This is a genomic window from Erwinia sp. MYb416, from assembly GCF_037479575.1.
GTDB classification, from domain to species: Bacteria; Pseudomonadota; Gammaproteobacteria; order Enterobacterales; family Enterobacteriaceae; genus Erwinia; species Erwinia rhapontici.
On sequence record NZ_JBBGYT010000439.1, the window covers coordinates 151,208 to 177,496 of the forward strand.

A 26,289-nucleotide genomic window follows, 5' to 3' on the forward strand; every position below is an offset into this window, starting at 1 on the left:
TATGCGTAGCAAACTGACCGCCGCCCTGCTGCTGATGCTGGCTGCGGGCGCTGCCCGGGCTGACACCACTCTGACCATTGCCACCATCGCCAACGGTGACATGACCATTATGCAGCAGCTTTCCGGCACCTTTGAGCAGGCGCACCCCGGCATTCACCTGCGCTGGCAGGTGATGGATGATGCAGAACTGCGTAAACAGGTGCTGGCGGCGATGAACAGCGGCCAGCCGACTTTTGATGTGATTACCGTCGGCACCTATGAAGCACCGCTGTGGGGCAAGCGCGGCTGGTTAACCCCGCTGGATGCCCTGCCCGCTGATTATCAGGTGGATGACCTGCTGAAGCCCGTGCGTAAAGCCCTCTCCTGGCAGGATAAACTCTATGCCCTGCCGTTTTACGGCGAAAGCAGCATGACCTATTACCGTAAAGATCTGTTTGCTGCCCGTGGTCTGACGATGCCTGAAGAGGTCAACTGGAGTGATATTAAACGCCTGGCGGCGAAGCTGACGGACAAAGCGAACGGCGTTTATGGCCTGTGCCTGCGCGGCCGTCCGGGCTGGGGGGATAACGTGGCGTTTGTCACCACCATGGCCAACGGCTACGGTGCACAGTGGTTCGATCTCGACTGGAAACCCACGCTGGACAGCCCGGAGTGGCGGGAAGTGCTCAGCGACTATGTGCAGATGGTGCACGACTACGGCCCGCCGGACAGTGCAGAGAACAGTTTTGGTCAAATCCTTAAGCTGTTTGCCGAAGGCAAGTGCGCTATGTGGGTCGACAGCACCGTGGCTGCCGGTCTGCTGATTAACCCGCAGATCTCCCGTGTGGCCGACAAAATTGATTTTGCCCCGGCCCCCGGTGAACTGACGCGCAATGGCTCGAACTGGCTGTGGTCCTGGGCACTGGCCGTCCCCACCAGTGCGGCGAACAAAGCGGCCGCACAGGAATTTATAAGCTGGGCAACCTCACCCGCCTACATTCAGCAGGTAGCGCAAACGGTCGGCTGGGGGGCCGTGCCGCCAGGCAGCCGCTACTCAACCTACCAGCAGGCGAGCTATCAGCGCCTGGCACCCTATGCAAAACGGGTACAGGCCGCCATGGAAAGCGCCACGGTGGAACAGCCGACCCTCGGCCCGGTGCCGTATCAGGGCGTGCAGTACGTCAGCATTCCCGGCTTCGACCAGATGGGCAATGCCGTGGGTGAGAATATCGCCGCGCTGTTACAGGGCAAACTGACGCTGGACGAAACCCTGACGCGAAACCAGCAGGTCGTGACCGAGATTTACACAAAGACCCATCCATAAACGGGTGGCGGGCAGCGCTGCTGCCCGGCTTTCCCCGACCAATCCAGCCGTGTACACTAGCGCCAGTCAATTTTCCTGCATGAATCCGGGCATTATCGTTATGAAAACCGTTGAAGAATATTACGCCATCGCCAAAGATCTGTTTCTTGAGGCCCACCCGACGCTGAAAGCCGGTATTGAAAATCTGACGGCAGACCAGGCCGCCACGCTCGGAATGACGGTGGAGCAGCTGCAATCCATGCAGAAAGATCGCGCCTATGCCGCGTATGTACGTGAAAAGAAACTGGACGGCATGCTGTTTGCCATTCAACTGGCTGAGCCGGATAAAGCGGTGATGGTGAATGCGATTGAAGCGTATCTGCACACCCATGCCGAAGCGCTGGGGATGAGCTGGGAAGAGTTTTGTATTAAAAACGAGTTGTAATCGTATTCACGGGCCGATCGGGAAAAATGATCGGCCCATGGGCACAGGGCAAACCTCTTTATCGGCCCACCCCGTCACATAAAACAGTGGAACTACCCCGCTAATCGCGCTGCGGACGATAATGATGACAGCTCTTCTTCGCGAAACGCCTCGCGCTTCACACTGAAACCATCGTACCAACGACACTCGACCATACCGCTGGCCACTCCCGTCACAATCATTGCGGGGCCACCATCCTTATGTTGCACTTCATCACTGACAATAAAGCTCATACAAAGTACCTCCCTATCTGGTTATCACTGGTTATGAAACGTCAAATAGTTATAGCATCTGAATATAAACCGTGCTGTTAACGCCAGGTAAAGTATTTGTTAAATTCAAATAAGCAGTTAAAAACACTAAATATAAAAAAAGCGTGTAGTTTTACTACACGCTTTTTATGTGAAACTCGTCGCATTTTGCGATTAGATTTTGCAGCCTTCGCAGTCGGCTTCATCGCCTAAGTCAGCCGGTACTTCGGCCGCTTTCTTCTGGGCATTGGCTTCTGCCTGCTCAAGTTGAGCATCAATATCAAATTCAAACATATCGTCGTTCATCATTAACCCCTGGATATTTACTGATTTCAGCCCGTCTTTATACTGATGACGGGCGCATTTTGGCAATCAAATTTACCGCGCACAGCACAATCGACCCCACAATAAAGCCGATCATGAGGTTAGCAACATTGCTCAACAGCATCGCCAGCAGACCATGCAGGCCTGCGCTAACGCCTTCAATAAGATGGTGCAGTAATGGCACGCCGTGCACGATAATCCCACCGCCGACCAGGAACATCGCCAGGGTGCCCACCACCGTCAGGATTTTCATCAGCCACGGTGCGGCCACCAGCAGCACGCCGCCCACCGCTTTCGCTGCCGCCGAAGATTTCTGCTGCAGCCACAGGCCGAGATCGTCAATCTTCACGATACCCGCAACAATCCCGTACACACCAACGGTGACCGCAATCGCCACGCCAGCCAGAACGATCACCTGATTCAGCAGCGGTGCTTCAGACACGATACCCAGGGTAATCGCCACAATCTCCGCCGAGAGAATAAAGTCCGTGCGTACCGCCCCTTTTACTTTTTTCTGCTCAAACTCCGCTGGGTTCTGCTCGGCCGCTTTCAGCAAACGCGCTTCACGAGCCTGCGGCGTTTCCTGGCTTTTATCTTTATGCAGACTGTGCAGTACTTTCTCCACGCCCTCAAAGCACAGGTATGCACCCCCCACCATCAGCAGCGGGGTGATCGCCCAGGGGGCAAACGCGCTGATCAGCAGCGCCAGCGGCACCAGAATCAGTTTGTTAAGGAACGACCCTTTCGCCACGCTCCACACCACCGGCAGTTCACGGTTGGCTTTTACCCCGCTGACCTGCTGCGCATTCAGCGACAAATCGTCGCCCAATACACCGGCGGTTTTCTTTGCCGCCACTTTGCCCATCACGGCGACGTCATCCAGCAGTGTGGCAATATCGTCCAGTAAGGTCAGTAAACTACTTCCGGCCAAAATCAGATTCCTTATTCATGTCCATCATGTTGACAACAGGGGCACAGCTCCATTTCGGTCACCGCCATATCGGCAATGCCATCACAGTCCCACTCAACGCGCACTGGCTGCCCCTGCGTTTCCGCATGGTGCAGATACTTACTCACCGGGCTTTCGGTCATCCCGCTGATCTCTTCCGTGGCAATCAGGCGATCGCCCACGAAAATACGCGCCGTCGCCTGAGTATTGACCATGCGCTCGCCGCTGAGTTTATACAGACGTCTTACCGTCAGTTTGACACTGGCCATGGCTCACCCCTGGCTGGCTGTATTAAAGAGGGAACAGATCTAAGCAATTATGGGCATGGAGTGCAAATTTTGTAAAAAAATAACGCCCGCCGGGGAAAATTAGTGGCAGAATCGGGTCCTTATAACATTTTCACAACCTGATATAACTTTAGGAAGAGTCTCTGACATGACGTTACGCCGTGCCCCCGCCCTGCTGCCCCTGCTGGCCGCGCTCTTTTCTCTCTACTTTATCTGGGGTTCCACCTACCTGGTGATCCGTATTGGTGTGGAAAGCTGGCCGCCGATGATGCTGGCCGGGTTGCGCTTCTTACTCGCGGGCGTGGTGCTGCTGGCATTCCTCCTGATGCGAGGGGAAAAATTGCCTTCCTGGCGTGAAGCCGGTAACGCGGCGATCATCGGTGTCCTGCTGCTGGCAATGGGTAATGGTGCAGTCACCGTTGCAGAACATCAGCATGTGCCTTCCGGGCTGGCTGCCGTGATGGTAGCGACCGTCCCCCTGTTTGCCATGTGCTTTAGCCGTATGTTCGGCATTACCACGCGCTGGATTGAGTGGCTGGGCATTGGCGTCGGCCTGGTGGGGATTATTTTACTTAACAGCGGCGGCCATCTGGCAGGGAATCCGTGGGGTGCCCTGATGATTTTGGGCGGATCGCTGACCTGGGCCTTTGGCTCGGTATGGGGGTCACGTATTGCGCTACCGCACGGCATGATGGCCGGAGCTGTCGAGATGCTGGCCGCCGGGGTGGTGTTGCTGACCGCCAGCCAGTTGACGGGTGAACATCTGGTTCAGAAACCCTCACTGGCGGGCTTCTTCTCGCTGGGTTATCTCAGCCTGTTTGGTTCGGTGATTGCCATCAATGCCTATATGTTCCTGATCCGCAACGTCACACCCGCTATCGCCACCAGCTACGCCTATGTCAATCCGGTGGTTGCCGTGCTGCTGGGCATCGCTTTTGCCGGTGAAAGCCTGTCAGGACGTGAATGGCTGGCGCTGGGCATTATTGTGCTGGCGGTGGTGCTGGTCACGCTGGGTAAATACCTCTTCCCGGCAAAACCGGTGGTGAAACCCTGCTCGCCGACTGATTAAATCCTCAGCGTGTGCAGCATGACCTCTAAGGTATACCCACAAAAATGAATGGCTTCCCGTCTGGCGTCAGGTCCGGGGCCAGTTTGAGCACGCCGGAGCGGCAAAAGACGCATCCCTGCGGGCCTCGGCACGCGCAGCGGGAAAGCGAAACGCCCTTGACGTTGACCTGGCCAGCGTCGCTGACAGAGGGTTTACGGTAGTACGCGAATCCCTTGTTCATCGATCTCGCCGTTGGTTTCCGCGGCGCAAATCCACTCCTCCAGCCGCGTGCGCAATGCCTCTTCCTCCAGTCGCGTTTTCCCGCGTAGCGCACATTCCCATACCAGCAACACACGCCAGCCGCTGGCCGTCAGCTCCTCGACATAACGTTTATCACGCGCCACATTACTGTCTATTTTGCCCTGCCAGAACGCCGTGCGTGTCGCCGGCATCTTGAACAGATGACAGTGATGGCGATGCCAGAAACAGCCGTGAACAAAGATAATGGCCTGATAGTCTGCCAGAACAAAGTCGGGACGACCGGGCAACGATTTATCCTGCACCCGGTAACTCAGGCCCAGTTCAACCAGCAGTTCTGCCAGCCGCTTTTCGATTGCCGTATCGCGGGTACGAATAGCGCGCATATTCTTACTGCGCACGTCGGAAGAGTGAACGTCGGCCATCTTGATATTCCTTTAACGAAGACCTTAAGTGTAGCTAAAAGCGGCCCTGCCGTGATGGCACCGGGCCACATTTCACTGGCGCTGTTGTACCGCCTGTAGGATCCAGGGGCGCAGGAGTTTGGCAACCGCCGCGAAGGCAGGCACCACCACCGAGTTACCAAACTGGCGATAGGCCTGGGTATCCGATACCGGAATATGGAACGCCTCCTGGCCGGGCTGTTCAAAGCCCATCAGTCGGGCGCACTCGCGTGGCGTCAGACGACGCGGTCGGTTCTGCTGATTGTCCGCGTTATCGAAGTCCTCCTCACCCAGCGCTTTGTCCCAGCCGCGATCGATCAGGATCTCCGAACCATCTTTGTAATAGCGTGCCGACAACGTCCGAACCACTCCCTGCTCAAGCGCCGGATCAACCAGCCCGTAGCCAAAGCCGTTACCGCGAGCCTGGTGCTTCTTCGCATAGAGGTAGAGATACTTCCATAGCGTTGGCGTCAAAATATATTTCGCATCAACGACCGGGTCGAGTAAGGCTTTGAGTGGCGTGCGCTGCGGCGGGTAGAGCGCAGATAACGCGCTCAGGCTGAAAGCGGGCAGCGCCAGATCGCGACGGAACCCTACCAGCACAATGCGTTCACGGTGCTGCGGCAGGAAATGCTTGCCGTCGATAATTTTCGGGTCCGGCGAACCGGTGACCGCCGCATCCGCCACGTCATAGCCCAGCTCGTCCAGTGTCGACATAATAATGCGGAAAGTATTGCCCTTATCGTGGCTTTTCAGGTTTTTGACGTTTTCGAGGACAAAGATCGCCGGTTTTCTGGCCGTGATGATGCGTGCCACATCAAAGAACAGCGTCCCCTGCGCTTCATCTTCAAAACCATGTTTACGGCCCAGGGCATTTTTCTTCGACACACCCGCCAGTGAGAAAGGCTGACAAGGGAATCCCGCCAGCAGCACATCATGGTCCGGCACCTGCTGGCGAATATGCTGATACGCCTGCTCTTCGTCCACTAGGGGATCGCCACTCAGCGTGACATCGCGGATATCCTGATTAAAGCGGTGCTGCTGCTCATCACAGTACCAGTTGGCTTTATAGGTGCGCACCGCATGTTTGTTCCACTCACTGGTAAACACGCACTGGCCGCCAATCGCTTCAAAGCCGCTGCGGATGCCGCCAATACCCGCAAAAAGGTCAATAAAACGAAAAGCATAATCGGGATGATGTGCCGGAGGCGCAGGCAGCATACTGTGCAGCAAACTGACTTCGGCTTCATTCAGCGTTTTGCGGCTGTTGCCCTTCACCCAGCGATTAACAGACTCCCGCGTCCACTCCTGCTGACTGACCTTTCGCAGGGTCGCCGCGACCGTTTTCTGGTCATAAATCTCCAGCACCCGCAGCAGCAGCTCACGATCCTGCTGTTCTTTATGCCGGGCATCTTCTCGTGCCTGTTCAGCCAGTTCTGCGGCCACGCGGTCAAAATCGCTCATATTTACTCAGTTAACAGGGGATAAACGGGTGTCAGTCTATCACTTAGTTGACCCAGCGCCAGGAGGAAATTGGCCGCAGCGAGGGCAATTAATGACAGCGCGTCATGCTGCCTCTACACTGATGCGGTTTTACTGTTAACAATGGAGCTATTACCGATGAACGCCACCCAACGCGAGCTGTTTAGCCTTCCCGATGGCGCTAAAAAACTGCTGCTGCACTCCTGCTGCGCCCCCTGCTCCGGCGAAGTGATGGAAGCCTTGCAGGCATCAGGCATTGATTACACCATTTTCTTCTACAATCCAAATATTCACCCGCAGAAAGAGTATCTGCTGCGTAAAGAAGAGAATATCCGCTTTGCGGAACAGCACGGCATCCCGTTTGTCGATGCTGACTACGATACCGATAACTGGTTTGCCCGCGCGAAGGGCATGGAGTGGGAGCCAGAGCGTGGCGTGCGCTGCACCATGTGCTTTGATATGCGCTTTGAACGCACCGCACTGTATGCCTATGAAAATGACTTTCCGGTGATTTCCAGCTCTTTGGGTATTTCGCGCTGGAAGAATATGCAGCAGATTAACGACTGTGGCGATCGGGCGGCCGCGCCCTACCCCGGCATCCAGTACTGGGATTATAACTGGCGCAAAAAAGGCGGGTCGGCGCGCATGATTGAGATCAGCAAACGTGAGCGTTTCTATCAGCAGGAATATTGCGGCTGCGTGTATTCGTTGCGCGACAGCAATTTGCATCGCAAAAGTCAGGGCCGGCCATTAATCAAGCTCGGCGTCCTCTATTACGGTGATGAAGAACAATAACGCTGAAAAACAGCGGGGTAATTTGCCTTATCAGCGGATAATCCCCTGTTTCCTTTTTCTATTTTATCGCGGTAACACAAGTGACATAAAAGCGGCGAATACTCCCTTTTATTTTAAGGGAAGCTTATGTCACTGCTCACGATTTTACCCTTACGCACTATGCTGCGCCGTCCACGTTTTGCCTCGTTGATGACCGGTTGGGGCTGGCTACGCAGCCTGCGGGGTGGCTTCATCCTGTTTCTGCTGGTCTTCTCGCTGCTGCAGTGTGCCAGCGTGTTGCTACTGACCCGCCTCGTTTCCAGCACGGGTGACAATATTTCCGAGATCCATACCCTGTCTGGCCGCCAGGCGCTGTTGGATAAAGCCCGTATGGAACTGCTCACCGCCAGCGACAACAGCCACCGCGCCGGGATCTACCTGATGCAGGATAACCAGACCGGCTCCGTCGACAGCTGGAAAAGCCTGGCCGAAACGGCTCAGACCTCACTGCAAAATGCGCGAAAACTGTTTGGACAGTATCCGGTGGCGCAGGACAGTCCGCTGAAGCAGAACTTCGATATGCTGGCCGACGGATTGCAGGAGCAGTTAAAAGGGCTGAATGCGAAAGATATTGATGCCTTTTTTATGGTGCCAATGCAGGCCTTTCAGCAGCAGTTTAATGACACCTACTATCAGGTGCTGACGCAGGCCAATCACCAGGCCGACGATCTCAACCTCTCTACGCTCTCATCGCTGACCACCAGCCGCAATCTTTCCCTGGGTATCTCTGCCCTGCTGGGCGGACTGCTGTTACTGAGCGGCGGGTTACTGCTGATGGGGGTGATCCAGCCGATGGAACGCGTGTCGCGCTGGCTGGCACAGATCGCAACGGGCGATATCTCGCAGCAGGCGTATCAGAGCCGTTACCAGTCAACGGAGATCAGCCAGCTGATACAGAATGTGGACGGGATGCAGCAAGGTTTACGGCATATCGTCGGCGAGATTAACGCCATCTCCGGTGCGGTGCGTGGCAGCGCAGACCGCATGGCACAACAAAATGATGAGTTTAGTGCCCACAATCAGCAGCAAAGCAGCGCGTTTGAGCACATCAGCCAGCGTCTGAACCGGGTGGCAGAGGAAGTGGGCCACAGCGTGACGTTTACCCATCATGCGACGCAGCAGGTACAGGCCGCCGATGAACTGACCCGCCGCTGCGGCACCGTGGTGACCGCTGTTGATGCGCAGATGCGCCAGATTGTTGACGCTTCCGGTCAGATCGCCGGGATTGTTACCCTTCTGGAGGGCATTTCGCTGCAAACACGGCTGGTGGCACTGAATGCCGCTATCGAATCAGCCCATGCCGGCGTTTATGGGCGCAGCTTCTCCATTGTGGCAAAAGAGATCGGCCTGCTGTCGGAGAAGAGCAGTGCCTCGACGCGGTTGATTGACGGGCTGATCGGCTCAACTCATCAACATATTGATAGCGGCTTTAGTCAGGTACAGACGCTGGAGGGATTGTATCGGGAAATTACGCATGCCGTATCCGGCGTGGTTACCCTACTGAGCGAGTTGCAACACAATGCGGATGCGCAGAGTAAAAGGGTCAATGCGATAGCGCTGGAGATTACTCGCCTGAATCAGCAGGTCAAAGAGAGCGAGCAACTGACACGTCGCAGCGCAGGGACATCGGAAGCGTTGGTGGATCATGCGCAACGGCTCTCGCACAGCGTGAGTCAGTTTGTTATGTAAGAGGGGTTGAAAGCGTCTCTCAGAACGAGAGACGCTGGATAAGACGGGCTTACTTTTTCTTCTTCGACTTTTTCAGCAGTGCGCGAACTTGTTTCAGTTCTGCCTGGCTCAATTGTTCGGCCGTCTCTTCTTCTGTATGGGTACTATCTACCGCATCAGGTGCCTGAGCAGAAAAACTCTTTACCAGATGCTGGGTAACCAATTCGCTAAGGGAAATCTCACTATCCAGAGCGAGTGTTTTAATCGTTTCTTTTAAGGCGGGATCGATCTTTATTGTTAAGCTAACTTTGTCGGTCATTGCCTGATTCTCCTGAGAATTGTCCCAACAACGTAACCTGTAACGTACGATTTAACCATACTGTCATAAAAATTTAATATTTGACGATCCCGGGCTGAATTCTTCCAGTACGGTTTGATCCAACGCGCAAAAATCCCCCTTCAATTCAGCGCACAGCTTCGCCATATAGGTCACGAGAAAGCGGGCATTAAATTCAGCCAGGCGTCGCCCTTCTGCCGTTTGCATCGTTTCAGGCAATTTCAGTAACTTTTTCTGGAAATGGTCCAGCGCCCATTCAGCATCATCCAGAGGGCGTTCGCGCCCCAGCGGATCGCGACTGTCAAACAGAGAACGCCCTAATGCGCCAGAGACATAAAACACCCGCGCCAGACCAATAGCGCCCAGTGATTCCAGACGGTCGGCGTCCTGCACGATCTTAGCTTCAAGGGTTTCTGCCGTTACGCCAGCACTGAAGCTGTGCGCGTGAACCGCGTGGGCCACTGCTTCAATTTTATCGCTGGGGAAATCCGTAAAGACCTGTTGTAACGCGCGCCGGGTCTCGTCAGCTGCCTGCGCGGAAGCCAGATGGCGCTCAGGGTGATTTTTAGGCAGGTTGACAATGTCATGGAAGTAGCACCCGGCCAGCACCACCAGCTCATCGGCCCCGGTGCCCACCATAATGCGCTGTGCAGACTGCCAGACGCGCGTCAGGTGCGCCACATCATGGGCTTTATCATCATGTTGCCAGGTGTCGTGCAGCCACTTTTCAAAACGTAATTGCCAGTCAGTCAGAGTCATAGACTTCTCCTTAATTGTTTGAACTTTTTGAGATGTCAGTGGTGGTCACCCACTGCAACGGGTTAACCATTTCTGCTTAAAAATGAGATCCACATCAAACTTATAGCGGCTGTTACGCGCTGGTGACAGCATTTTTCCCATTTTCAGTTTTTTCCGGCTCACTTTTAACTGGCTGTTTTTTGATCTAAATGATAAACAATAGTTATGATCAGATGCGGGTAATGGCCCCTCAAACAACAACACAGGTGCTGTACATGCCCGGTCTGTCAGTGATCATGAGGAACAGGCGATCGCCACGGTTAGAGGGCATCGTCGGTAAGCATTCGTCACACTAACACATTGTAATATGGTAAAATGTCAATTTGGTTACGGCATGACGACCCCGTGATGACGACGCGGGACGCACCAGACGATTGCGTCCGGCAGATGTGCAAATTTGCCCCAAGTCATTTTTTTATTGGTTTTTCTGAAGTTTAGTAAAATAAACGTGCTGAAACGTTTTTTTGAGCTAAGGTTAGGAATTATCTGTATTGTGTTTCTACTTTGCTTATGAACCAGGAACTGGTCAAGAAAGTCATACTAGAGGTTAAACCATGAAAGAACGCCCGATTCTATTTAGCGATCAACGGGTGCGCGCCCTGCTCTCAGGCCAACAAAAACAGACACGGCGCATCATGAAATCCCAACTGTTTGGGCCAGGCCAGGACAATCATGAAGGTTGTTACGGCATTGATGTCCTGAGCAACAATTTGCAAGGTAACCGTGTTCTGGGCATGGAAAACCTGAGTTATCACTGCCCTTACGGCCAGCCGGGCGATCGCTTGTGGGTGCGCGAAACCTGGCGCGGCCCTGTGGTGCCCGCAGAAGAGATGACGAAATATCAGACCTCTCCTGCACAGTTTAAAAATATTGACTACTGTCAGTACCGTGCCGACTCCAGCATCTATACCTCTGACGAAGAAGAGACCAACTTTGGCTGGCAGGCCGGTATTCATATGCCGCGCTGGGCGAGCCGTATCGACCTGACCATCACGGCTATCCGGGTCGAGCGCATCCAGGATATCAGTGACGATGACGTGCTGGCTGAAGGCGTGCAGGTAGACTCTCATTTTCTCAATAACTTTTTCACCCTGCATAGCGAAGCCGTTTCCGCTAAAGATGCTTATCGCAAGCAGTGGGCCATTCAATACGGTGGCACCAGCTGGGAAGTGAACCCCTGGGTCTGGGTGATTGAATTCGCGCGTATCTGACCCTCGCAAATCGACGCGGCGCTGACTTTTTTCAGCGCCGTTTGCGTTTCGTCACAGACAATCTGCATTATAACTGATTGAATCTTCCCCTTATTCAGCGGCATTAACGCCATCATCAGGCAGGAGTGACAACAGCATGATCAAATGGCCGTGGAAAGGCGGTGATGACGCAGTGGAAAGTGGGCTGCCATGGCAACAGGCGCTGGAGATCCCGCTGCTGGCAAGCTTAACGGCTGCTGAACAACAGACGATCTGTCAGCTTGCGACCCGTTTTCTGCGCCAGAAACGTCTGGTGCCTTTACAAGGCTTCGAACTGGACGATGTGAAAAGCTGCCGACTGGCTCTGCTGTTTTGCCTGCCGGTTCTCAGCCTCGGCTACGACTGGCTGGACGGTTTTCATGAAGTGCTGATCTATCCTTCCCCGTTTATGGTCGATGATGAATGGCAGGATGAGTTCGGCCTGGTGCATCGTGAACAAATGGTGCACGCCGGGCAAAGCTGGCAGCAGGGTCCGATTGTCCTGAACTGGCTGGATGTGCAGGACTCATTCGATCTCTCCGGTTATAACCTGGTGATCCATGAGGTCGCGCACAAACTTGATGCGCGCGGCAGCGGTGAAGCTAACGGTGTACCGGCCATTCCCCTGCGCGAAGTGGTGGGCTGGGAGCGCGATCTGCGTGCGGCAATGAGTGCAATACAGGATGAAATTGACCAGGTGGGTGAAAACGCCACCAGCATTGATGCCTACGCCGCCAGCGAACCCGCGGAATGCTTCGCGGTATTGTCAGAGTATTTTTTCAGTGCGCCTGAGCTGCTGATCGCCCGTTTTCCGGCGCTTTATCAACGGTTCCGCCAGTTTTATCGCCAGGATCCCCATCAGCGCCTGGAGCAGCAGCAGTTACACCATAATGCGGGTGGAATTGTTCACTAATCGGGCGGGTTGATTCAAACGCAGCCAGTTGAAAGCTAAAATGTTTTTTGCTGTTGACAGTCTGAGGGCGTATCGCTACTATTCGCCTCGTTCCACAATTCCTCTGTAGTTCAGTCGGTAGAACGGCGGACTGTTAATCCGTATGTCACTGGTTCGAGTCCAGTCAGAGGAGCCAAATTGAGAAAAGCCCGCTTAAGGAAACTTAAGCGGGCTTTTTGCTTTTCTTGCATCGTTGCGATTATTTATATGATTTAGGTTCAACGAATTAGCGTGAAAAACCTTCCCAGAGTCCGACACTACACCGCCCTTCCCCTTGAATGAATACCCCAACGGTTGAATCGCCTTGATGGCTATCATCAAGGAAAAGAATTAACCCGGCTCTCTGTTTCTCTCACGTCAGGCTTATCATTATCATTCCCTGTCCCAGATCAGGTCTATGAATTCCATTCATAGCGCCTATTTAAGTAGCGTAATTATCTTTCACCACAACTTCGATAATCTGGGTTTATAACAGGAGTAAGCGCTGTGAAATGTTGCGGAAAGTGGCTACAGCTCATGGACGTGCCCCAGCCTGCCCGACCGGGGCATCACCGGGGATGACTAAATATTCTTATCGAAGAAGACGTCTAACTTTTGCAAAGCCTTGTCAACGTATTTGGGCACCCAATACGTCTCGATATGGGTGGCACCCTCGATCAGGAAGAGTTCTTTGTCCTTCGTACCGGTGGCTTTCGCGAACGCATCTTCAGTCATATAGCGCGTATCCGCTTTTGTACCGGCAATCATCAGCAGCGGTTTATTGATGAGATTGATATGGTCCGTCACGTCAAAGTTCATCAAGTCTAACAGACTGCTAGTGGTGTATTTAAACGTTGAGTTCGGGTGTGCGTGGGTTTTCCAGTAGTACTCGTAGCCCTGCCGGTATAAGGCAAAAGGTAGCTTAGCGATCTGTTCATCAGTCAGATTGGCATCACCGGAGTAAAGCACTTCGCCTCCAGATGCTTCCTGAGCGCGGGCGTCAGAAGCCTGCTGAAGACGCTGCTGGATAGTATTCAGCTGTGAATCCTGCATACCATTGCGACGTACAAGCCCGGAGTTAAACATACTGATGGTTGCAATCGATTTGAACCGTTTGTCTGTTTCGGCGGCAACCAGTGAATACCCGCCGCCTCCGCAAATACCCAGCAGACCAAGGCGGGCGGTATCTACACCAGGATACTGGCTGATGTAGTCAGCCATGCCGTGGATATCCTCAATACGATTAGCGGGTTTATCCACGCTGCGAGGCATCCCACCGCTAGCGCCCTGATAAGCCGCATCGGCGGTAATCGTGATGTAGCCCTGTTCGGCGAGACGCTGGGCATACAACCCAGCGACCTGCTCTTTTACGCCACCATTAGGATGTGCAACCACCACCGCAGGATATTTTTTGGCGGGATCGTAGTTAGCAGGGGTATAAACATTCGCCGCAATCTGGATGCCATGCAGATCGTATTTCACCGGATGAATATTGACCTTGCCTTTGACGTTCTCAGTAATGGCACCGTCATAGACGAGTGTGAACGGATTTTTTTTGTAATCAGCCGCATTGACTGAGGTCACTCCAGCCATTGCCGTGATTAGCATTGCACTGATAAGCGTAAATTTCATGGTCTCTCCCGATGAGTGTCGGCCTGGTTATCCAGGCTCGCGGAATCAAATTTGCAGGCTCAGATTAGGGGAAGAAGGCTGTCAGCAGCTTGACAGAGAAATAACATTTTTGTCAGGAAAGGGACTGAGATGGGAAGCGTTTCTGACAACGCTGTCAGGTAACCGTCAGCTTTATGTTGGCAATCAGGAGGCAGAATGATCTCGATTTATGAGATTTATATTCAATTTTTTGAGAAAAGGAGCGATCAATGACAAGCCAAAACAACCCAACAATGCCAGAGCGACGTAAGCTATTAGTCGCCGGAGCAGGCATTGCAGCCGCCTCGCTGATTCCCCACGTATCGGCGGCAAGCCAGTCCTCTCTGGTCGATTCATCCAGAAAAACCAGCCAGCGCACTGCTGCACCGGGTAAACGTAAACTTGGGAAGCTTGAAGTCTCTGCCGTTGGTCTGGGCGTGCAGAACATGAGTCGCAAATACGACACCTCTGTTCCCTGGCGTCCCGAGATGGTCAATGTTATCCGCCAGGCATTTGAAGAAGGGGTGACATTTTTCGATGCAGCTGAAGCCTACGGCCCCCTTGAAGTCGAAAAAATTCTCGGTGAAGGCGTCGCCCCGTTCAGGGACAAAATCGTCATCGCCACTAAGTTTGGCTGGAACATTGATCAACAGACAGGCAAGCGCCTGCCGGGGCTTAACAGCAGGCCGGAGCACATCAGGCAGGTCGTCGAAAATATGCTCAAACGCCTGCGTACCGATCGTATCGATTTACTGTATCAGCACCGGGTTGATCCGCAGATCCCGATTGAAGATGTCGCCGGTGTGGTTAAAGATTTAATGGATCAAGGGAAAGTCCTGCACTGGGGTCTGTCTGAAATGGGCATCAACACGCTGAGACGCGCCCATGCGGCATTACCTGTTTCCGCCGTACAAAGTGAATACTCCATGCTCTGGCGTGGCCCTGAAAAGCAGGTGCTTCCGGTGTGTGAAGCGCTGGGCATTGGCTTTGTGCCATGGAGTCCACTCGGCGTGCAGTTTTTAACGGGCTGGATTGATGAAAATACCCGGTTCGCTCCCGGAGATTTCCGCGCGACAGAAACGCGCTTCTCGCCTGACAACCTTCCACACAACTTACAGCTGGTAGAGCTGCTGAAAACCTGGGCAATGAGAAAAAATGCCGCACCGGGTCAGATTGCGCTGGCATGGCTCCTGGCCCGTAAACCCTGGATAGTTCCCATCCCTGGCACCACCAATAAAGACCATATGCTGCAAAACACAGCGGCTACCGGCGTATCGCTGACTGCGGCAGAGATGACCGAGCTCACCCGCTCACTGGATGCCATCACTATCCAGGGTCAACGTCTGCCGGATGCCGTGCAGGTTTATTCCGATGTTGAAGCACCGTTGAAAAGTTAAGAGGAAGTCCCCCCTATGCGCCTGTTGTTAGTCGAAGATGAAGAAAAAACGTCAACCTATCTCTCCCGTGCGCTGGGTGAATCCGGGTTTACGGTAGATGTCTCTGCAGATGGCGCTGAAGGTCTTCATTACGCGCTGGAGTTCGACTACGACGCGATAATACTGGATGTGATGTTGCCAGGGATGGATGGCTACCGGGTACTTGAGGGTGTGCGGGCAGCCAAACAGACGCCGGTGCTGATGCTCTCGGCTCGTGGATCGGTCGACGAGCGCGTTCAAGGGCTGCGTCTTGGCGCGGATGATTATCTGCCCAAGCCCTTTTCGCTTATTGAACTGGTGGCACGTATTCAAGCACTGGTGCGCCGCCGCTCTACGGATGGCGCAGATATCACTCAGTTGCAAATTCACGATCTGCATCTCGACTTACTGGCTCGCCGGGTATTTCGTGGGGGGACGAGGCTGGAGCTAACCGCAAAAGAGTTTTCCCTGTTGAGCCTTCTGGCCCGGCATCAAAGTGGAATTCTGTCAAAGATGATGATTGCTGAGCAGATATGGGACATGAATTTTGACAGCGATGCCAACGTGGTTGAAGTCGCCATTAAACGTCTGAGAGCCAAAGTCGATGCCCCGTTTGACGTCAAACTGTTACATACCGTTCGTGGCATGGGATACGTCCTCGAAGTCCGGCCAGAATAAAAAGAGGATAAGCATGATTAAGCGTTCCATTTCCGTTCACCTGGCGCTGATGTTTGCCTTATCCGCGCTGCTGATTGTGTCCGTTATCGGTATTCTTCTGCGAAGCTCTTTGCATGATTCTCTGCAAAAGCAGATGCACAATGAGCTGTTGTTCCGGGAATCATTAATGAGTCCGTGGATCACCGCACGAACCTCGGCTGACGGCTGGTCGACGCTGGCCAATAAATTCACTGTGTTAACTAATTCCGAAGGTGAGCGCGTCCGCTACTGGATAGTGAGCGATAACCCACGCTTTAGCATGGGGGGAACGCCGCCAGTGGGTGTTCAATGGTCTGCTTTGCGGGAAGGCTTTAATAAAGTGCCCGGCGCATCGGAAGGTGCATGCTCGCTCTTTCTGTTAGTGAAATCGCTCCCCGCAAACGGCGAAAGGCCTGAGCTGCGCTATGTGGTTGCCATCGACTCCACGCCGTACATGGGCACACTTGATGCATTCACGCACACCCTGCTGATTATTACCGGGCTGGGTGTGCTTATTGTGGCTCTGCTGGGCTATATGGTTTCAAGAATTGGTCTGCGTCCAGTTAGGGCTCTCAGTAAACAGGCCCAGCAACTCGCTCCCAGTGACCATGGACAGCGTCTGAACACCCGCGATTTACCCGAAGAACTGCAGCAACTAGCGTCATCATTTAACGGTGTGTTAGAGCGTCAGGAAATCGCCTGGCGTCAGCTCGAAAGCTTTAACGCCGATGTTGCGCATGAACTCCGTACACCGCTGACTAACCTGATTGGCCAGACGCAGTTAGGGCTATCACGCCGACGCTCGCAGGATGAACGGGAAGAGTTATTGGGTTCTAATCTGGAAGAACTTGAACGCATGACATCCATAGTTAACGACATGCTGTTCCTGTCTCATGCTCACGCGGGTGAGCATGCATCCCAGCTTACCCGGGTGTCCCTGCGGGAAGAATCCCTGAAAACAGCGGAGTATGTTGAACCCTCTTTTGCTGAAAAACACCTCTCTCTGGATGTTCAAGGTGACGTCACCGTGCACATCGACCGGCGACTGTTCCACCGCTCACTGGCTAATTTACTGGAAAATAGCGCAAGACACTCCCCCTCCAACAGCACGGTTACGGTGCGCTTAAGCGAAAAAGGTCATCAAGCCTGTGTTGAAGTTTCTAACCCTGGCGATCCGATAGCACCAGAGCACTTACACCGGCTTTTCGAGCGGTTCTATCGCGTTGACACCTCACGAGCCAGGAGTGATACCCATCATGGGCTGGGATTATCGATAGTCCGTGCCGTCGCCATTATGCACCGGGGAGATGTCTTTGCGCGTAGTGAAGGTGGCATCAATACATTTGGCCTCACCTTTGCTATGCAAACGGATAAAGCGGCGGGCAATGCTCAATCCGGCACTGAGCCGGGACCAGGGTTAACTGACAGAATTGTCAGGGGGGCGTCAGCCTGACGTCATCACCCCCTCGATAAAATGATCGCAGGCAATCCCCTCTTCATTGATAAGGACGCTTTGCATGATCGGACATTTACGTTACCTCGGGCTGTTACTGCCCCTCTTTACGTTTTCATCCTGGGCAGCGGAACACAATCCCGCTACCCATATCGCCCCCGCAGGAAGTCAGAACGCGGTGTACGGGCCAGCCGAGAATTTTACCGGTCGCGTCCGGGTTGATCCTCTCTTCAAACCCGACAATGATATCAGTGTTTCCGGGGCTTATGTCACCCTTGAGCCTGGTGCCCGTTCAGCCTGGCATACACATCCCGCAGGCCAACGGCTGATTGTGACCTCGGGTGTTGGGCTCTCCCAACAGGAAGGCCAGCCAGTGCAGGTCATCCGCGCTGGCGACGTTGTTTCTTGCCCGGCGGGGGTCAAACACTGGCACGGAGCGGCGCCTGGCAGCGCGATGACGCACCTGGCGATAACCGGGATTGTAGATGGCAAAAGCGTTAAATGGATGGAGAAAGTGACAGATGAACAATACCACGCCCATTAAAGCATTAGCGGCAGCGGTACTGCTGACCTTTGGTTTGGGTCTCGCGGCACATGCTGCGCCCGTCAATAAAGGAGCCTCAGAAATGAACCACAAACAAAAGGTTTCAGATACGCTGTCAGCCAGTCAACAGGCCATCCCGTTGATTGCGGCATCGATGGCCAGCAGTCAGATGGATAAGCTGAATGCAGTTCTGAATCAGGGTCTTGACGCAGGACTCACGATAAACGAAACCAAAGAGATTCTCGTCCAGCTTTATGCCTACACAGGCTTTCCCCGTAGCCTGAATGCACTTAGCGAACTGATGAAGGTCGTCGAAGCACGTAAACAACGTGGTATCAAAGACATTGAGGGTAAAAAGCCGGTTGCCCCGCTCCCTGTCGGGGATGAGCTTCGCCGCGTCGGTACCGCAAACCAGACAAAAATCTCAGGCGCTCCCGTCCAGGGTCCGCTGTTTGATTTTGCCCCGGTGATTAACCAGTTCCTGCAAACGCATCTTTTCGGCGACATTTTCGCCCGCGATAACCTCGACTGGCAAAGCCGCGAACTGGCAACGGTTGGCGCATTAGCGGCCACACCAGGCGTTGAAGCCCAGCTGTTATCGCATACACGAGCCAGCATGCGGGTCGGCCTGACGGCAGCGCAGCTGCGCCAGCTGGCACAGGTTCTGCGTGAACATGGCGAAAATGATGCAGCAACGCGAGCTGAAAAGGCGCTGCAGCAGGCGCTCGCAAAAAATTAGGAGTGGGTTATGGAGCATGATCCCAACCGCAGAATGTTAATTACCGCGCTTGCCGGGCTCACGCTGGCGAACATCTCCCTGGCATCAGCTGCGACCGGAACCGCAAACGTGCAGGGTAAAGGCCGAATTCTGGTGGCGTACTTCTCCCGCAGCGGAAATACACGGGTGATTGCGGGCGTCATTCACCGCAGCCTGAATACCGATCTGTTTGAAATCGAACCGGCAACGCCTTATCCGGAAGACTATTTCCAGACCGTTGAACAGGCAAAAAATGAGCGTGAGCGGGGAGTCAAACCCGCATTGAAAAATAGCGTCGCAGATATCTCACGCTATGAGACCGTGTATTTAGGCTTTCCCATCTGGGGGACCAGCGTGCCCCCTGTAGTGCAAGCATTTCTCAGCAGCCACAACCTTGCGGGCAAATTACTGATCCCCTTTATTACTCACGGTGGCTACGGTAAAGGAGACAGCGACGACATTCTTGCCAGTCTCGCCCCAACTGCGCGTCGGGAAAAACCGCTGGTCATTGAATGCGACCAGGAACGAAGAACTACTGAAGCGGTCACCCGTTGGTTAGAGACTATACGCAGTTAATCGTCCGCATTCATGAACCTGCCAAGTTAAGGGCAATCAGGGGTGCTAAATAATTAACGCTGACAACTCAGATATGATTGAACGGCGAACATAACAGAGGATGTAATCTTGAAGACAATCTTAAAAACGCTGGCCAGCTGCGTCATGGCGGGAGGTCTGATGGCTCAGTCGGTATATGCCGAGCCGCTGGTCATTCAGGAACAAGGAAGCTTTTCTGCTGGCGGCACCCTCATCACCGCCCCAGGAACATTTGATGCGAAAAAGCCGCTGGATTCTGCTGGCCAAACCTGGCATGGCGATCATGCGTCTGTGTTCTACCAAATCCCGGAGAATCCGCATAAATACCCTATCGTCATGCTGCACGGCGCAGGTCAGTTCTCCCGAACCTGGGAAAGCACCCCGGATGGTCGCGAAGGGTTCCAGAACATATTCCTGCGTCGTGGATTCTCAACCTATCTTGTCGATCAGCCACGCCGGGGCAGCGCCGGTCGCACGACTGTAGAGGGGACTGTTACGCCTAAACCGGATGAGCAGATGTGGTTCAACCAGTTCCGCGTTGGCGTGTGGCCAGAGTATTTTAAGGGCGTTCAGTTCTCTCACGATAAAGAAGCGCTGAATCAGTATTTCCGTCAGATGACCCCGAATACCGGGCCGTTTGATATCAATGTTATCTCTGATGCGATGTCGGCCGTGGTGGACAAATCCGGCCCGGCTATCCTCTTCACCCACTCTCAGGGTGGCGGGCCAGGCTGGTATACGGCGATGAAAAACGACAAGGTCAAAGCCATTGTCGCCTTTGAGCCAGGCAGCAGCTTTGTCTTCCCGGAGAAAGAACTCCCTGCCCCTATGCCAAGCGCGTTTGACACGCTTAAGGGTGAGCCTGTTCCGATGGAGCAGTTTATGGCACTGACTAAAATCCCGATTCTGATTATTTACGGCGATAACATACCGGATAAGCCTGTCGCCATGCCCGCACAGGACAGCTGGCGCGTACGTCTGGCGATGGCTCGTGAGTGGCGTGACGTGGTGAACAAGCATGGCGGGGATGTCACTGTCACGCATCTGCCTGAAGTGGGAATCAAAGGGAATACCCACTTCCCGTTCTCTGATTTAAATAATGTGCAGATTGCTGATTTGGTGAGTCAATTCCTTAAAGAAAAAAAACTACAGTAGGAAGAGATAATAGCGAGCCTTCATTATTGAAGGCTCAATACAAACATCATCTTTATAAAAAATAAAGTGGCTAAATCATGGCGGAAAAGCGTTAAATGTGACGGTCTGCTTCGCGCACAAAGCCGCCCCCCCTCTAAATTAATGAACACATCTAATAAACCCTAGCTCATTCCCCCGTCTAATCAAATAAATCCCTTTGCGTTATGCTTTTCCTACACAAAAGCTGAAGGATAACGCCATGCAAACTGTAAAACTGAACAACGGTATTGAAATGCCCCTGCTGGGCTTTGGTGTCTTCCAGATGACGGATGCCACAGAATGCGAAAGAGCCGTTATTGATGCTATCGATACAGGATACCGCCTGATCGATACCGCTGCGTCTTATCAGAATGAAACCCAGGTCGGGAACGCACTGAAAAAAAGCGGTATCGTCCGTGACGAACTGTTTGTAACCACCAAGCTGTGGTTACAGGATACAAATTATGAAGGCGCGAAAGCACAGTTCGAGCGCTCTCTGAATCGACTGCAACTTGATTACGTTGACTTGTACCTGATTCACCAGCCTTACGGTGATGTCCATGGGGCCTGGCGTGCCATGGAAGAACTGCAACAGGCAGGCAAAATTCGCGCCATTGGTGTGAGTAACTTCCATCCTGACAGACTGGCCGACCTTATCGCCTTCAACAACGTTGCCCCTGCGGTAAACCAGATTGAAGTTAACCCCTTTAACCAGCAACTGCATGCCGTTCCATGGAATCAGAGCCGTGGCATTCAGCCGGAAGCCTGGGCACCGTTTGCTGAGGGTAGAAATGGTTTGTTCCAGCATCCCGTATTAACGGCAATTGGTCAGAAGTACGGCAAAAGTGTGGGCCAGGTGGTACTGCGGTGGATCTTGCAGCGAGGCATCGTTTCGCTGGCGAAATCGGTGCGCAAAGAACGCATGGAAGAGAACATCAACATTCTCGATTTTGAACTCAGCTCTGAAGATATGCTGCAAATTACCGCGCTCGACACCGCAACCAGCGCCTTCTTCTCTCACCGCGACCCAGCGATGGTGGAATGGCTGACTGGCCGCAAACTTGATGTTTAAGTCGCGATAAAAGAGGTATTTATTCAATGCAAAAACGTTATCTGGGTCAATCTGGACTCGAAGTCTCCGCGCTTGGGCTCGGTTGCATGGGCTTAAGCCACGGCTACGGCCCGGCGACCGATACCCGTCAGGCTATAGAACTTATTCGTACAGCAGTTGAACGTGGAGTTACTTTTTTCGATACAGCTGAATTGTATGGCCCCTTCCTTAATGAAGAGGTTGTAGGCGTTGCCTTAAAACCGTTTCGTGACCGTGTGGTTATCGCCACCAAATTTGGTTTTACCTTTGGTACGGACAATAAGCAGCAGATTTTAAACAGCCGTCCAGAGCATATCCGTGAAGCTGTGGAAGGATCATTACGCCGTCTTAAAACAGACGCTATTGATCTACTGTATCAACATCGTGTCGACCCGGATGTCCCGATTGAAGATGTTGCAGGTACTGTAAAAGACCTGATAGCTGAAGGAAAAGTTAAACATTTCGGTCTGTCCGAAGCAGGTGCACAAACCATTCGTCGTGCGCATGCCGTACAACCTGTCACAGCCCTGCAAAGCGAATACTCCATGTGGTGGCGCGAGCCTGAGCAGGAGATCCTGCCGTTGCTGGAAGAGCTGGGCATTGGTTTCGTTCCCTTCAGCCCATTAGGCAAAGGCTTCCTGACGGGATCGATTAAGCCAGGAACCACTTTTGGCAAGGATGATTACCGTAGCACAGTGCCGCGTTTCGCCGGGCAGGCGATTGAAGCCAATGAAAAGCTGGTCTCATTGCTGGGTGAACTGGCGGCAGAGAAAGGTGTGACGTCTGCACAAATCGCGCTGGCATGGTTACTGGCACAAAAGCCGTGGATTGTTCCTATCCCTGGTACCACGAAACTACACCGGCTGGAAGAAAACCTGGGGGCTGCCGACATCATTCTCTCGCAGGATGACTCACGCCAGATAACCCAGGCGCTTGAAACGATTAAAGTCGTCGGCGAACGTTACTCTCCTGAGCACCAGGCTCGCGTGGGCCGTTAATACCCGGACGGGTCCGCAGCGAATGGCGGACCCGTTATTACTGGTAGCGAAGGGCATCGATCATCAGCGCAAAAGCGGGCGGATGCTGCTTACGGCTTGGGTAGTAGAGGTAATATCCGGGGAAAGACGAGCACCAGTCCTGCAGAACCTGAATAAGCTCTCCTGACTTTATATAATCCTTAACCCTGTCTTCAGGTATACAGGCGATGCCAAAACCAGATAATGCCGCATCAATCCTTTCCGCCTGCAGATTAAACGTTACCTGCCCTTCCACTCTGACCCGTAACGGTTTCCCATCCTTCTCAAACTCCCAGTGGTAAAGTCCACCGGCTGTTGGCAGGCGCATATTAATGCACCGGTGATTTTGTAGCTCGTGCGGCGTTTCAGGTGCAGGATTTGCAGCGAAATAAGACGGTGCTCCTACTACGGCCATTCTCATGTCCGGCCCAATTCTTACAGCAATCATGTCCTTATCTACGCTTTCGCCCAGTCGGATCCCGGCATCAAAACGCCCCTCAACAATATCGACAAAACCGTTATCAACCACCAGTTCGAGATTAATTTCCGAATATTCCCTGAGGAAGGGTTTTAACTTCGGCCATACCAGACTTCGCGCGGCATGCTCCCCGGCAGATAAACGGATATTGCCGGAGGCAGTGCCGTTCAGCTGAACAAGCGATTCAAGTTCCTGCTCAAGATCGGCAATACGCGGTTCAAGGCAGGCAATAATTCTCTCACCGGCCTCTGTAGGGGCTACGCTTCGGGTCGTACGGGTCAAAAGGCGGATATTCAGCCTGTTCTCTAGTGCCTTGATCGCGTGGCTGAGTGCAGACTGAGAAACTCCCAGTTTTCCCGCTGCTTTGGTAAAACTTCGCTCCCTTGCCACTACAAGAAAGAGTTGCAGTTCGTTGAAGTTTTCTTTAAGCATCGGCGATTTCCTTATGGAGGCATTCCCTTCATCACATACTCATGAAGGGTGTTCATAGACATAACCATTTTAGCCCCATTACTGACAATAATGATAATGGATATCCTGACTCTATCGAAAATAAGGCTGAATTATCAGAAGGATTATCATGAAAATAGTCGTTGCAGGGGCGACAGGAAGTATTGGTCTTCATGTCGTGAATACCGCTATTGAAATGGGCCATCACCCCGTAGTGCCGATCAGAAATAAGCGCAAATTTTCGTGTTTTTTGAGGGACAGGATACCCGGTAGAAAACGTGCCCGGGCATCAAAAACCTATCAGAGGGTGTTACTCATTGCCCCATTGATTCAGAAACGTCGCGATATCATCAATACGCAACGCGTGGATACCAGCTTCAGTGGCCATCTCTTTCTGCTGTTCTTCGCTGATTTCTTCGTTATTGGTTAAATGCGTCATCAGCAACTCGAAATAACGCGCCAGAGGGCTGCGCTCTGATTCGGTTACCGGCTGTGCGGCTTCCGTCGCATACTCATCTACGAAGTCATAATACTTAAGGGGGATGTCATTGCTCATCAGTCGTTTCCTGAAGGTAGTGCCAGTTTTTTCAGCGGGTGCAGGTTAATCAGGCTTAGCATCTGATATCGGCCTGATATATCCCGCTTGTCAACCAGTGGATAATGCGGGGGATTATACCTGTAATTTGGCAGGCTGTACCCTGTTTAACCGAACAGTTTCCCCAGCCGTTCTTTTGCCTCAGCGGGAGGCAGTAACTGAATATGCAGCCCCTGAGCATCCAGCGTAAAAAAGCCTTTGCACTCATCCGGCATCGCATCATATTGCGCATTGAGCTGTTCTGATGCCTGTATAAAACAGGCATAGCCATAGTGCGCCACTAAATAAGGCAGCCCAAATTGAGATCGTAACATCTCATATTCCTGGTAAGGATAGCGTGTATGCGCGGGGAGCTTTTTGATGATATCGGAAAGTTTAGTCATCAGCGGAATCACCTCTTCTTCAGAGGCATAGTGCGTATAACCGCGCAGGGCGACTAATCGCATATCGACATGACGTTCTTTTTTGAATGCCGCCAGGAAAAAATCTTTCAGGTCCCTGTCCGGACAAGTTAAGACCAATGCATACAATATCTGATTACGGCTGAAAACATCTTTTGATGTGAGGTAGTGCGCCTCAAAAAAAGCCACATCGTCATCCGTGAAGGTCTCAAAACGCATCTGTATCATGGCCTCACGATACACAGGGTTATCCTTGTACCCTCTTTTGCCCACTACACCCCTGACTGTGTCGATATTCGTCATACTTTATCCAAATATACCCCTTGAGCGATAATTCTAGCACGATGTGAAATTTGACAGGGCAGATCTGCCGTTCTGCCCTCTCCTCTCTGCCCGGCGCCGATAACATGATCCTGTGTTATCGCCGGTTATCCCTGCGCGAAAACATACTCGCCATGCCCCACCGACCAGCGCTTGCCGTGTAACGCAGGCTCCCCGGCCGTCAACACCAGTTCCACCAGTCGGTTGTCCGCACCGGGGCGGAAAATAAACTGCTGGTCACCCAGATCCAGCCCTTCCTGCGTGGCATCCGCTAATGGGGCAAAGCCAAACAGCGCCTGCCAGTGAGCGCGCACCGCCTGCGGGTCCTGCACGTCAAACACCGCACGCGTCAGCGCCACCTCTCCGGCAGGATGCGGGCTGTCCAGCCCCTGTGCCCGTAACCGCGCCAGGCGGGCATCATCATCTTCCCCCCATTGCAGAACAAAGGGATAAGGCAAACCGTTAACGTCGCCATCAATGGTAAAAATACGCCAGCTGATCACGTTGCCCTGCGGATCGTTGCGCTGGCCGTCCGCAATCGCCGACACCTGTAAGCCTTTGCGGTGCAGGTCCTCGTGCGTCTGCACAATATCGTCGCTGCGCAGGGCCACCCGATACAGTGCCTGGTTTTCCGGCAGTAACTGCGCCGCATCGCGCGACAGCAGGAACCTCTGTGCGGCAGTCTCCAGCTCTGCCTGGTCAGCAATCGCGAGAAACTCGATATAGGTCAGGCCGAAGTAACTCAGCGCATTCCGGGTGCCCCACCCCGGATGGCGCCCGCCCGGTATGGCGTTCAGCTGCTGTGCGGCGAAAATCTGAATCGCCTCTTCGGGATGATTGACAAACTGAACCGCATGATCCCACTTTAGTGTTGCCATCCTGCCTCCTGAATCTGTTGGTAAAGATGGATGGCATCATTATCTTTTGGCCGAATAATGCCTCTTTTACCTGTATCGCACCGCTATACAGGGTTCTGGTGGCAACTATATTGCCGCGACGAGGGCAAAAACAAACAATAAAATAATCTATCCAAAGTCGTAAAAATCGCTTC

General features: G+C 53.2%; 29 protein-coding genes, 1 tRNA gene and 1 pseudogene. 18 read left to right on the top strand and 13 right to left on the bottom strand.

Annotation, left to right across the window (positions count from 1 at the left end; all coding sequences use genetic code 11):
• Position 1 precedes the first annotated feature (1 nt).
• On the top strand, positions 2–1,303 hold the full coding sequence (locus tag WH277_RS19480) for an ABC transporter substrate-binding protein (protein WP_339506515.1): 1,302 nt from the start codon (positions 2–4) through the stop codon (positions 1,301–1,303).
• Positions 1,304–1,403: 100 nt separating this feature from the next.
• Entirely contained in the window at positions 1,404–1,727 is a 324-nt protein-coding gene (locus WH277_RS19485) for a DUF6388 family protein (RefSeq protein ID WP_133841712.1), read from the top strand.
• A 92-nt stretch (positions 1,728–1,819) separates the two neighbouring features.
• Here WH277_RS19485 and WH277_RS19490 read toward each other — a convergent pair whose 3' ends face one another.
• The 4 genes from WH277_RS19490 to WH277_RS19505 all read right to left on the bottom strand — a co-directional run bounded on the left by WH277_RS19490 (position 1,820) and on the right by WH277_RS19505 (position 3,559).
• On the bottom strand, positions 1,820–1,999 hold the full coding sequence (locus WH277_RS19490) for a YodC family protein (RefSeq protein ID WP_133841711.1): 180 nt from the start codon (positions 1,997–1,999) through the stop codon (positions 1,820–1,822).
• 192 nt (positions 2,000–2,191) lie between these two features.
• Positions 2,192–2,326 (bottom strand): hypothetical protein, encoded by a 135-nt coding sequence (locus WH277_RS19495; RefSeq protein WP_259151748.1) that lies wholly within the window; start codon positions 2,324–2,326, stop codon positions 2,192–2,194.
• A 34-nt stretch (positions 2,327–2,360) separates the two neighbouring features.
• A complete protein-coding gene (locus WH277_RS19500) occupies positions 2,361–3,272 on the bottom strand; it encodes a DUF808 family protein (protein WP_339506517.1) in 912 nt (303 codons plus the stop codon).
• Positions 3,273–3,283: 11 nt separating this feature from the next.
• Complete coding sequence (locus tag WH277_RS19505) at positions 3,284–3,559, bottom strand: hypothetical protein (protein WP_133841709.1); 276 nt, start codon at positions 3,557–3,559, stop codon at positions 3,284–3,286.
• A gap of 166 nt (positions 3,560–3,725) precedes the next feature.
• Between WH277_RS19505 and yedA the strand changes: the two genes are divergently transcribed.
• Positions 3,726–4,646: a drug/metabolite exporter YedA gene (gene yedA / locus WH277_RS19510; protein WP_133841708.1), complete on the top strand. Its 921-nt coding sequence runs from the start codon at positions 3,726–3,728 to the stop codon at positions 4,644–4,646.
• A 191-nt stretch (positions 4,647–4,837) separates the two neighbouring features.
• Here yedA and WH277_RS19515 read toward each other — a convergent pair whose 3' ends face one another.
• Both WH277_RS19515 and WH277_RS19520 read right to left on the bottom strand, forming a co-directional pair.
• Positions 4,838–5,308, bottom strand: coding sequence for a very short patch repair endonuclease (locus WH277_RS19515; RefSeq protein WP_133841707.1), 471 nt, complete (start codon positions 5,306–5,308; stop codon positions 4,838–4,840).
• Positions 5,309–5,380: 72 nt separating this feature from the next.
• Positions 5,381–6,790, bottom strand: coding sequence for a DNA cytosine methyltransferase (locus WH277_RS19520; protein ID WP_339506519.1), 1,410 nt, complete (start codon positions 6,788–6,790; stop codon positions 5,381–5,383).
• Positions 6,791–6,946: 156 nt separating this feature from the next.
• Between WH277_RS19520 and WH277_RS19525 the strand changes: the two genes are divergently transcribed.
• Positions 6,947–7,603, top strand: coding sequence for an epoxyqueuosine reductase QueH (locus WH277_RS19525; protein WP_339506521.1), 657 nt, complete (start codon positions 6,947–6,949; stop codon positions 7,601–7,603).
• 126 nt (positions 7,604–7,729) lie between these two features.
• Complete coding sequence (locus tag WH277_RS19530; protein WP_339506523.1) at positions 7,730–9,331, top strand: methyl-accepting chemotaxis protein; 1,602 nt, start codon at positions 7,730–7,732, stop codon at positions 9,329–9,331.
• 49 nt (positions 9,332–9,380) lie between these two features.
• On the opposite strand, the gene WH277_RS19535 is transcribed toward WH277_RS19530, so the two are convergent.
• Together WH277_RS19535 and WH277_RS19540 are read right to left on the bottom strand one after the other, a co-directional pair.
• The gene (locus WH277_RS19535; RefSeq protein WP_133841703.1) at positions 9,381–9,629 is read right to left on the bottom strand and encodes a hypothetical protein; all 249 of its coding nucleotides are present in this window, start codon (positions 9,627–9,629) and stop codon (positions 9,381–9,383) included.
• Positions 9,630–9,692: 63 nt separating this feature from the next.
• Positions 9,693–10,406 carry a phosphohydrolase gene (locus WH277_RS19540; protein ID WP_133841702.1) on the bottom strand — a complete coding sequence of 238 codons (714 nt, stop codon included), beginning with the start codon at positions 10,404–10,406 and terminating at the stop codon, positions 9,693–9,695.
• A gap of 593 nt (positions 10,407–10,999) precedes the next feature.
• Between WH277_RS19540 and WH277_RS19545 the strand changes: the two genes are divergently transcribed.
• From WH277_RS19545 to WH277_RS19555, 3 genes are all read left to right on the top strand, one after another.
• Entirely contained in the window at positions 11,000–11,656 is a 657-nt protein-coding gene (locus WH277_RS19545) for a hypothetical protein (protein ID WP_133841701.1), read from the top strand.
• Positions 11,657–11,792: 136 nt separating this feature from the next.
• A complete protein-coding gene (gene mtfA / locus WH277_RS19550; protein WP_133841700.1) occupies positions 11,793–12,587 on the top strand; it encodes a DgsA anti-repressor MtfA in 795 nt (264 codons plus the stop codon).
• Positions 12,588–12,686: 99 nt separating this feature from the next.
• Positions 12,687–12,762, top strand: a tRNA-Asn gene (locus WH277_RS19555).
• Positions 12,763–13,187: 425 nt separating this feature from the next.
• On the opposite strand, the gene WH277_RS19560 is transcribed toward WH277_RS19555, so the two are convergent.
• The gene (locus tag WH277_RS19560; RefSeq protein WP_212812927.1) at positions 13,188–14,237 is read right to left on the bottom strand and encodes an alpha/beta hydrolase; all 1,050 of its coding nucleotides are present in this window, start codon (positions 14,235–14,237) and stop codon (positions 13,188–13,190) included.
• Between the two features lie 248 nt (positions 14,238–14,485).
• Between WH277_RS19560 and WH277_RS19565 the strand changes: the two genes are divergently transcribed.
• From WH277_RS19565 to WH277_RS19605, 9 genes are all read left to right on the top strand, one after another.
• Positions 14,486–15,652, top strand: coding sequence for an aldo/keto reductase (locus WH277_RS19565; RefSeq protein WP_171149806.1), 1,167 nt, complete (start codon positions 14,486–14,488; stop codon positions 15,650–15,652).
• 15 nt (positions 15,653–15,667) lie between these two features.
• Positions 15,668–16,348, top strand: coding sequence for a heavy metal response regulator transcription factor (locus tag WH277_RS19570; protein WP_133841698.1), 681 nt, complete (start codon positions 15,668–15,670; stop codon positions 16,346–16,348).
• Between the two features lie 13 nt (positions 16,349–16,361).
• The gene (locus WH277_RS19575) at positions 16,362–17,819 is read left to right on the top strand and encodes a heavy metal sensor histidine kinase (RefSeq protein WP_171149805.1); all 1,458 of its coding nucleotides are present in this window, start codon (positions 16,362–16,364) and stop codon (positions 17,817–17,819) included.
• A gap of 64 nt (positions 17,820–17,883) precedes the next feature.
• On the top strand, positions 17,884–18,363 hold the full coding sequence (locus WH277_RS19580; RefSeq protein ID WP_339506528.1) for a (R)-mandelonitrile lyase: 480 nt from the start codon (positions 17,884–17,886) through the stop codon (positions 18,361–18,363).
• Complete coding sequence (locus WH277_RS19585; protein ID WP_171149804.1) at positions 18,341–19,102, top strand: carboxymuconolactone decarboxylase family protein; 762 nt, start codon at positions 18,341–18,343, stop codon at positions 19,100–19,102. The genes WH277_RS19580 and WH277_RS19585 overlap by 23 nt, the downstream gene beginning before the upstream one ends.
• 9 nt (positions 19,103–19,111) lie before the next feature.
• Positions 19,112–19,696 carry a flavodoxin gene (locus tag WH277_RS19590; protein ID WP_133841694.1) on the top strand — a complete coding sequence of 195 codons (585 nt, stop codon included), beginning with the start codon at positions 19,112–19,114 and terminating at the stop codon, positions 19,694–19,696.
• 108 nt (positions 19,697–19,804) lie between these two features.
• The gene (locus WH277_RS19595) at positions 19,805–20,869 is read left to right on the top strand and encodes an alpha/beta hydrolase (RefSeq protein ID WP_171149803.1); all 1,065 of its coding nucleotides are present in this window, start codon (positions 19,805–19,807) and stop codon (positions 20,867–20,869) included.
• Positions 20,870–21,107: 238 nt separating this feature from the next.
• Positions 21,108–21,959 (top strand): aldo/keto reductase, encoded by an 852-nt coding sequence (locus WH277_RS19600; RefSeq protein ID WP_133841692.1) that lies wholly within the window; start codon positions 21,108–21,110, stop codon positions 21,957–21,959.
• A gap of 26 nt (positions 21,960–21,985) precedes the next feature.
• Positions 21,986–22,975: an aldo/keto reductase gene (locus WH277_RS19605; protein WP_133841691.1), complete on the top strand. Its 990-nt coding sequence runs from the start codon at positions 21,986–21,988 to the stop codon at positions 22,973–22,975.
• A gap of 37 nt (positions 22,976–23,012) precedes the next feature.
• Here the strand turns inward: WH277_RS19605 and WH277_RS19610 are convergent, their stop codons facing one another.
• Entirely contained in the window at positions 23,013–23,903 is an 891-nt protein-coding gene (locus tag WH277_RS19610) for a LysR family transcriptional regulator (RefSeq protein WP_339506533.1), read from the bottom strand.
• Positions 23,904–24,051: 148 nt separating this feature from the next.
• Here WH277_RS19610 and WH277_RS19615 point away from each other — a divergent pair.
• Positions 24,052–24,159 (top strand): annotated as a pseudogene (locus tag WH277_RS19615) (SDR family oxidoreductase); the annotation flags it as partial.
• Between the two features lie 72 nt (positions 24,160–24,231).
• Here the strand turns inward: WH277_RS19615 and WH277_RS19620 are convergent.
• The 3 genes from WH277_RS19620 to WH277_RS19630 form a co-directional block, all read right to left on the bottom strand.
• A complete protein-coding gene (locus WH277_RS19620; protein WP_133841689.1) occupies positions 24,232–24,477 on the bottom strand; it encodes a YmjA family protein in 246 nt (81 codons plus the stop codon).
• 146 nt (positions 24,478–24,623) lie between these two features.
• On the bottom strand, positions 24,624–25,220 hold the full coding sequence (locus WH277_RS19625) for a hypothetical protein (protein WP_171149800.1): 597 nt from the start codon (positions 25,218–25,220) through the stop codon (positions 24,624–24,626).
• Between the two features lie 125 nt (positions 25,221–25,345).
• The gene (locus WH277_RS19630) at positions 25,346–26,116 is read right to left on the bottom strand and encodes a VOC family protein (RefSeq protein WP_133841687.1); all 771 of its coding nucleotides are present in this window, start codon (positions 26,114–26,116) and stop codon (positions 25,346–25,348) included.
• Positions 26,117–26,289 lie beyond the last annotated feature (173 nt).